The sequence below is a fragment of the Pseudomonas sp. GLN_2 genome, assembly GCF_043106005.1.
Classification (GTDB): domain Bacteria; phylum Pseudomonadota; class Gammaproteobacteria; order Pseudomonadales; family Pseudomonadaceae; genus Aquipseudomonas; species Aquipseudomonas alloputida.
The window spans coordinates 1-7138 of sequence record NZ_JBICMC010000078.1 but is presented as its reverse complement, the minus strand read 5'-3'; the positions used below and the strand labels follow the sequence as shown (position 1 = coordinate 7138).

Sequence of the window (7138 nt, the reverse complement as noted above, 5' to 3'; positions counted from 1 at the left end):
ACGTTTGTTTCGGGCCAGTTATGCCTGTGGCATTTGCGCGCGAACGCCTTGGCGCACGCCTCGATATCGCGTCGTACAAACAAGGCGGTCGCGCGGGTCTGGCACAGGCGATACTGGCCCGAAACAAACGTAGGAGCGGGTTTACCCGCGAAGCGCCGCGCGGGCGGCGCTCGATCTCACAGGCACTACAAGACTCAAGGCAGACCTAACCACGCCCCATCAAAACCCAAGACTTGCACACCCGTGGCGCTCCCTGTCTCGTTCCCGCATAATCCCGCGACTGACATCGAAAAACGGAGAGATTGGGGCAACCTGTATCCCCAATGTACACAATGACCTACACGCTCTACGGCATCAAAGCCTGTGACACCATGAAAAAGGCGCGTACCTGGCTCGAAGACAAAGCCATCGCCTACGAATTCCACGATTACAAAACCCAAGGCATCGACCGTGACAGCCTGAACCGCTGGTGCGACGAACACGGCTGGGAAGTCATCCTCAACCGTGCCGGCACCACCTTCCGCAAGCTGGACGACGCCAGCAAGGCCAACCTCGACCAGGCCAAGGCCGTCGAGCTGATGCTGGCCCAGCCGTCGATGATCAAACGCCCGGTGCTCGACCTTGGCGCGCGTACCCTGGTTGGCTTCAAGCCCGACCTTTACGCCGCTGCCCTGGCCTGAGCCCCTACCCTATTTCGCACGAGGTAATCACATGTCCAATACCCTGTTCAGCCTGGCCTTCGGTGTCGGCTCCCAGAACCGCCAGGGCGCCTGGCTGGAAGTGTTCTACGCACAACCGCTGCTCAACCCGAGCGCCGAACTGGTTGCTGCAGTAGCCCCTGTTCTCGGTTACGAAGGTGGCAACCAGGCCATCGCCTTCAGCAACGCCCAGGCCGCACAACTGGCCGAAGCCCTGAAAGGCGTGGACGCTGCCCAGGCCGCCCTGCTGACCCGCCTGGCAGAGAGCCACAAGCCGCTGGTCGCCACCCTGCTGGCCGAAGACGCTGCCCTGAGCTCGACCCCAGAGGCCTACCTCAAGCTGCACCTGCTGTCGCACCGCCTGGTCAAGCCGCATGGCGTAAGCCTGGCCGGTATCTTCCCGCTGCTGCCGAACGTGGCCTGGACCAACCAGGGCGCGGTCGACCTGGGCGAACTGGCCGAGCTGCAACTGGAAGCACGCCTGAAGGGCGAGCTGCTGGAAGTGTTCTCGGTGGACAAGTTCCCGAAAATGACCGACTACGTGGTCCCGGCCGGCGTGCGTATCGCCGACACCGCCCGTGTGCGCCTGGGCGCCTACATTGGCGAAGGCACCACCATCATGCACGAAGGCTTCGTCAACTTTAACGCGGGTACCGAAGGCCCGGGCATGATCGAAGGCCGCGTTTCCGCTGGCGTATTCGTCGGCAAGGGCTCGGACCTGGGCGGCGGCTGCTCGACCATGGGCACCCTGTCCGGTGGCGGCAACATCGTCATCAAAGTCGGCGAAGGCTGCCTGATCGGCGCCAACGCCGGTATCGGTATTCCGCTGGGCGACCGCAACACCGTCGAAGCCGGCCTGTACATCACCGCGGGCACCAAGGTGAACCTGCTGGACGAGAACAACGAACTGGTCAAAGTGGTAAAAGCCCGCGACCTGGCCGGCCAGACCGACCTGCTGTTCCGCCGCAACTCGCTGAACGGCGCGGTAGAGTGCAAGACCCACAAGTCGGCCATCGAGCTGAACGAAGCGCTGCACGCTCACAACTGAGAACCCTGCCGGGTTTGAGGTGTTAAGATCGGGTCTGGCGCCAATGCACCAGACCCGATTTTCATTCCAGGCCTCGCAAACATGTTCCAGCCCTCTCCCTGGCGTGCCGACTTCCCCGCCATCGCCGCCCTGCAACGGCAGCACCAGACCTATCTGGACAGCGCCGCCACCACCCAGAAGCCGCAAGCCCTGCTCGATGCCTTGAGCCATTACTACGGCCATGGCGCAGCCAACGTGCACCGTGCCCAGCATTTGCCAGGTGCGCTGGCGACCCAGGCCTTCGAAACCAGCCGCGACAAGGTCGCCACCTGGCTCAATGCCGCAGAAGCGCGGCAGATCGTGTTCACCCACGGCGCCACCTCGGCACTGAACCTGCTGGCCTATGGCCTGGAGCACCGCCTCGAAGCCGGTGACGAAATTGCCATCAGTGCCCTGGAGCACCATGCCAACCTGTTGCCCTGGCAACAGCTGGCGCACCGGCGCAACCTGCGCCTGGTGGTGCTGCCACTGGACGCCCAGGGTCGTATCGACCAGGACCAGGCACTGCAACTGATCGGCCCGCGCACCCGAGTACTCACCATCAGCCAGCTGTCCAACGTGCTGGGTACCTGGCAACCGCTGCCTGCGCTGCTGGCCCATGCCCGCGCCCAGGGCGCGCTGACGGTGGTTGATGGTGCCCAGGGCGTGGTGCATGGTCGCCAGGACATGCAGCAACTGGGCTGCGACTTCTATGTTTTTTCCAGCCACAAGCTGTACGGTCCGGACGGCGTCGGCGTGCTCTATGGCCGCGCCCAGGCCCTGGAGCTGTTGCGCCACTGGCAGTTCGGTGGCGAGATGGTGCAGCTGGCCGAGTACCACAGCGCCAGCTTCCGTCCCGCGCCCCTGGGCTTCGAAGCGGGTACGCCGCCGATTGCCGGGGTGATCGGCCTGGGTGCAACGCTCGACTACCTGGCCAGCCTCGATGCCCATGCGGTCGCAGCGCATGAAGCCAGCCTGCACCAGCACCTGCTGCGTGGCCTGGGCGACCGCGAGGGCGTGAGGGTGTTGGGCGCACCGCAGACGGCCCTGGCCAGTTTCGTCATCGAGGGCGTGCACAACGCCGATATCGCTCATTTGCTGACTGAACAGGGCATTGCCGTGCGTGCCGGTCACCACTGTGCCATGCCACTGCTGAAGGGGCTGGGGCTGGAGGGCGCGATACGGGTATCGCTGGGTTTGTACAACGACAGCAATGACGTGCAGCGTTTCTTCGACGCGCTGGACCAAGGCCTGGAGCTGTTGCGATGAGCCTGCCGGAACAGGCGCACCAAGCGCTGGAAGCGTTTCAACAGGGCAAAGGCTGGGAACAGCGTGCGCGGCTGTTGATGCAGTGGGGTGACCGCCTGGAGCCGCTGGCTGATGCCGAAAAGACCGAGGCCAACCGGGTGCATGGCTGCGAGAGCCTGGTGTGGCTGGTGGCCGAGCAGATCGAGGGCGTGTGGCGGTTCAAGGCCAGCAGCGACGCCCGCTTGTTGCGTGGGCTGCTGGCGCTGTTGCTGGTGCGGGTGCAGGGACTGGCCAGTGAGGAGCTGGCCGGGATTGATCTGCGCGAGTGGTTTACCCAGCTCGGGCTGGAACGCCAACTGTCGCCGTCGCGCAGCAATGGGCTGCATGCGGTGTTGCAGCGGATGGCGGAGTTGGCATCCAACCGCTGAATCGGCGCCGGTTTCTTCGCGGGCCTGCCCGCTCCCACAGGTACGGCATCATGCTTGAGAGAGATGCAGGACCGGTGGGAGCGAGCGGGCCCGCGAAGATGCCCACACGGTCTATTCAGGCTTGACCCGTTCCGACGGCCGGCGCGCTCCAGCCACCAGTTTTTCTATCGCCTTGCTCGCCGCTACCATGCCAAAGGTCGCAGTCACCATCATCACCGCACCAAAGCCACCCGAGCAGTCCAGCCGCACGCCTTCACCGACAAAGCTTTTCTGCAGGCAAACGCTGCCATCACCCTTGGGGTAACGCAGCTGTTCACTGGAGAACACGCACGGCACGCCATAGTTACGGCTGACATTCCGCGAGAAGTTGTAGTCGCGGCGCAGGGTGGAACGCACCCGCGAAGCCAATGGGTCATTGAAGGTCTTGTTCAGGTCGGCGATCTGGATCTGCGTCGGATCGATCTGCCCACCCGCGCCACCGGTAGTGACAATGGCAATCTTGCGCCGCCGACACCAGGCGATCAGCGCCGCCTTGGCCATCACGCTGTCGATGCAGTCGATCACGCAGTCGAGGTGCTCGGTGATGTACTCGGCCATGGTCTCGCGGGTGACGAAGTCGGCCACCGCATGCACCGTACACCCTGGGTTGATCGCCCGCAGGCGCTCGGCCATGACCTCGACCTTGGGCCGCCCCACCTGCCCTTCCAGCGCATGGGCCTGGCGGTTGGTGTTACTGACGCAGACATCATCCAGGTCGAACAGGGTAATCTCGCCCACACCGCTGCGTGCCAGGGCTTCGGCCACCCACGAGCCCACCCCGCCAATACCGACCACAGCCACATGGGCCTGGCCCAGACGTTGCAGCCCCTGGTCGCCATACAGCCGGGCAACGCCGGCAAAGCGTGGATCTTCTGTGCTCATGTTCATACCCCAAAAAACCGGCGCGCATTATATGCCAGTGAACCCTTGGCCTGCATCGTTAGGAAAGAGACTGCCAACCCTGCTTTAATGTCCTATCACTTCCACATGAATGGACGACGATGTCTTCACGTAAATTCGGCCTGAACCTGGTAGTGGTGCTGGCCATCGCCGCACTGTTCACCGGGTTCTGGGCACTGATCAACCGCCCGGTCTCCGCCCCCGCCTGGCCAGAACAGATCTCTGGCTTTTCGTATTCGCCGTTCCGCCTGGGCGAAAGCCCACAGAAGGGTCAGTACCCCACCGACGACGAAATGCGCCAGGACCTGGAGCAACTGAGCAAACTGACCGACAGCATCCGTATCTATACCGTGGAAGGCACCCAGGCCGACGTCCCGCGCCTGGCCGAGGAGTTCGGCCTGCGGGTGACGCTGGGGATATGGATCAGCCCGGACCTGGAGCGCAACGAGCGCGAAATCGCCACGGCCATCCAGCTGGCCAACACGTCGCGCAGCGTGGTGCGGGTGGTGGTCGGCAACGAGGCGCTGTTCCGTGAAGAAGTCACACCGGAGAACCTGATCAAATACCTGGACCGCGTACGCGCAGCCGTGAAGGTGCCCGTGACCACCAGTGAACAATGGCACATCTGGAAGGAACATCCTGAGCTGGCCAGGCACGTCGACCTGATTGCCGCGCACATCCTGCCCTACTGGGAGTTCGTGCCGATGAAGGATTCGGTCGAGTTCGTCCTCGACCGCGCCCGTGAACTGAAGCACCAGTTCCCGCGCAAACCCCTGCTGCTGTCGGAAGTCGGCTGGCCGAGCAACGGCCGCATGCGCGGTGGTGCCGATGCCACACAGGCCGACCAGGCCATCTACTTGCGCACCCTGGTCAACACCCTCAACCGCCGTGGCTACAACTACTTTGTCATTGAAGCCTATGACCAACCCTGGAAGGCCAGCGACGAAGGGTCGGTAGGCGCCTACTGGGGTGTCTACAACGCCGAGCGGCAGCAGAAGTTCAACTTCGACGGCCCCGTGGTGGCGATCCCGCAGTGGCGGGCCCTGGCAGTGGCGTCGGTGGTGCTGGCAGTGATCGCCCTGATGGTGCTGTTCATCGATGGCTCGGCCCTGCGCCAGCGTGGCCGGACCTTCCTGACGTTCATCACCTTCCTGTGCGGGTCGGTGCTGGTGTGGATCGCCTATGACTACAGCCAGCAATACAGCACCTGGTTCAGCCTGACCGTGGGCGTGCTGCTGGCCCTCGGCGCGCTGGGCGTGTTCATCGTGCTGCTCACCGAGGCCCACGAACTGGCCGAGGCGGTCTGGATACACAAGCGCCGACGCGAATTCCTGCCTGTGCAGGCCGACAGTGCCTACCGGCCCAAGGTGTCGGTGCATGTGCCGTGCTACAACGAGCCACCTGAGATGGTGAAACAGACCCTGGACGCCTTGGCCGCCCTGGACTACCCCGACTACGAAGTGCTGGTGATCGACAACAACACCAAGGACCCGGCCGTGTGGGAGCCGCTCAAGGCCCACTGCGAAAAGCTTGGCGAGCGCTTCAAGTTCTTCCACGTCGCGCCGCTGGCCGGCTTCAAGGGTGGCGCGCTGAATTACCTGATCCCGCACACGGCAAAGGACGCCGAAGTGATCGCGGTAATCGACTCGGACTACTGCGTCGACCGCAACTGGCTCAAGCACATGGTGCCGCACTTCGCCGACCCGAAAATTGCCGTGGTGCAGTCGCCGCAGGATTACCGCGACCAGCACGAAAGCGCCTTCAAGAAGCTGTGCTACAGCGAATACAAGGGCTTCTTCCACATCGGTATGGTCACCCGCAACGACCGTGACGCGATCATCCAGCACGGCACCATGACCATGACCCGGCGCAGTGTGCTGGAAGAACTGGGCTGGGCCGAGTGGTGCATCTGCGAGGACGCCGAACTGGGCCTGCGCGTGTTCGAGAAAGGCCTGTCCGCCGCCTACGCCCACAACAGCTACGGCAAAGGCCTGATGCCCGACACCTTCATTGACTTCAAGAAACAACGCTTCCGCTGGGCCTACGGCGCCATCCAGATCATCAAGCACCACGCCGGCGCGCTGCTGCGCGGCAAAGGCAGCCAGCTGACACGTGGCCAGCGCTACCACTTCCTGGCCGGCTGGCTACCGTGGATCGCCGATGGCATGAACATCTTCTTCACCATCGGCGCGCTGTTGTGGTCGGCGGCGATGATCATCGTGCCGCATCGGGTCGATCCGCCCCTGATGATCTTCGCCATCCCGCCGCTGGCGCTGTTCTTCTTCAAGGTCGGCAAGATCATCTTCCTGTACCGCCGAGCGGTGGGGGTGAACCTCAAGGATGCCTTCGCAGCTGCGCTGGCCGGGCTGGCGCTGTCGCACACCATCGCCAAGGCGGTACTGTATGGTTTCTTCACCAGCAGCATGCCGTTCTTCCGCACGCCGAAGAACGCTGACAGCCATGGATTGCTGGTGGCGATTTCCGAAGCGCGGGAAGAGCTGTTCATCATGTTGCTGCTGTGGGGCGCGGCGCTGGGCATCTACCTGGTTCAGGGGCTGCCGAGCTCGGACATGCGCTTCTGGGTGGCGATGTTGCTGGTGCAGTCGTTGCCTTATGTGGCAGCGCTGGTGATGGCGTTCCTGTCGTCGCTGCCCAAGCCCACAGAAAAGGCTGCCGAGCCGCAGCAGGCTTGAGATTGCCAGGGGCGCTTTGCGCCCCTATCGCGACGCAAGGCCGCTCCCACAAGGAACCGCATACCC

The 7138-nt window shown here is 63.5% G+C and carries 6 protein-coding genes; 5 read left to right on the top strand and 1 reads right to left on the bottom strand.

Annotated elements, in window-relative coordinates:
- Positions 1-332 precede the first annotated feature (332 nt).
- The 4 genes from ACF8Q6_RS18100 to ACF8Q6_RS18085 all read left to right on the top strand — a co-directional run bounded on the left by ACF8Q6_RS18100 (position 333) and on the right by ACF8Q6_RS18085 (position 3440).
- Entirely contained in the window at positions 333-680 is a 348-nt protein-coding gene (locus ACF8Q6_RS18100; protein ID WP_041168523.1) for an ArsC family reductase, read from the top strand.
- A 31-nt stretch (positions 681-711) separates the two neighbouring features.
- Positions 712-1746: a 2,3,4,5-tetrahydropyridine-2,6-dicarboxylate N-succinyltransferase gene (dapD, locus tag ACF8Q6_RS18095; protein WP_004574732.1), complete on the top strand. Its 1035-nt coding sequence runs from the start codon at positions 712-714 to the stop codon at positions 1744-1746.
- A gap of 81 nt (positions 1747-1827) precedes the next feature.
- Entirely contained in the window at positions 1828-3033 is a 1206-nt protein-coding gene (locus ACF8Q6_RS18090; protein WP_392490799.1) for a cysteine desulfurase, read from the top strand.
- Positions 3030-3440, top strand: a complete 411-nt coding sequence (locus ACF8Q6_RS18085) for a SufE family protein (RefSeq protein ID WP_003252266.1) — start codon at positions 3030-3032, stop codon at positions 3438-3440. Before ACF8Q6_RS18090 ends, ACF8Q6_RS18085 begins: the two co-directional genes overlap by 4 nt.
- A gap of 111 nt (positions 3441-3551) precedes the next feature.
- Here ACF8Q6_RS18085 and tcdA read toward each other — a convergent pair whose 3' ends face one another.
- Positions 3552-4361 (bottom strand): tRNA cyclic N6-threonylcarbamoyladenosine(37) synthase TcdA, encoded by an 810-nt coding sequence (gene tcdA, locus ACF8Q6_RS18080; RefSeq protein WP_003252264.1) that lies wholly within the window; start codon positions 4359-4361, stop codon positions 3552-3554.
- Positions 4362-4480: 119 nt separating this feature from the next.
- Between tcdA and ACF8Q6_RS18075 the strand changes: the two genes are divergently transcribed.
- The gene (locus ACF8Q6_RS18075) at positions 4481-7072 is read left to right on the top strand and encodes a glycosyltransferase (RefSeq protein WP_392490798.1); all 2592 of its coding nucleotides are present in this window, start codon (positions 4481-4483) and stop codon (positions 7070-7072) included.
- Positions 7073-7138 lie beyond the last annotated feature (66 nt).

Bases quoted from the DNA above. Each gene is read 5' to 3' on its own strand.
- ACF8Q6_RS18100 (WP_041168523.1), top strand. From the start codon at position 333: ATGACCTACACGCTCTACGGCATCAAAGCCTGTGACACCATGAAAAAG.
- ACF8Q6_RS18085 (WP_003252266.1), top strand. From the start codon at position 3,030: ATGAGCCTGCCGGAACAGGCGCACCAAGCGCTGGAAGCGTTTCAACAG.
- ACF8Q6_RS18075 (WP_392490798.1), top strand. From the start codon at position 4,481: ATGTCTTCACGTAAATTCGGCCTGAACCTGGTAGTGGTGCTGGCCATC.
- dapD (WP_004574732.1), top strand. From the start codon at position 712: ATGTCCAATACCCTGTTCAGCCTGGCCTTCGGTGTCGGCTCCCAGAAC.
- tcdA (WP_003252264.1), bottom strand. From the start codon at position 4,361: ATGAGCACAGAAGATCCACGCTTTGCCGGCGTTGCCCGGCTGTATGGC.
- ACF8Q6_RS18090 (WP_392490799.1), top strand. From the start codon at position 1,828: ATGTTCCAGCCCTCTCCCTGGCGTGCCGACTTCCCCGCCATCGCCGCC.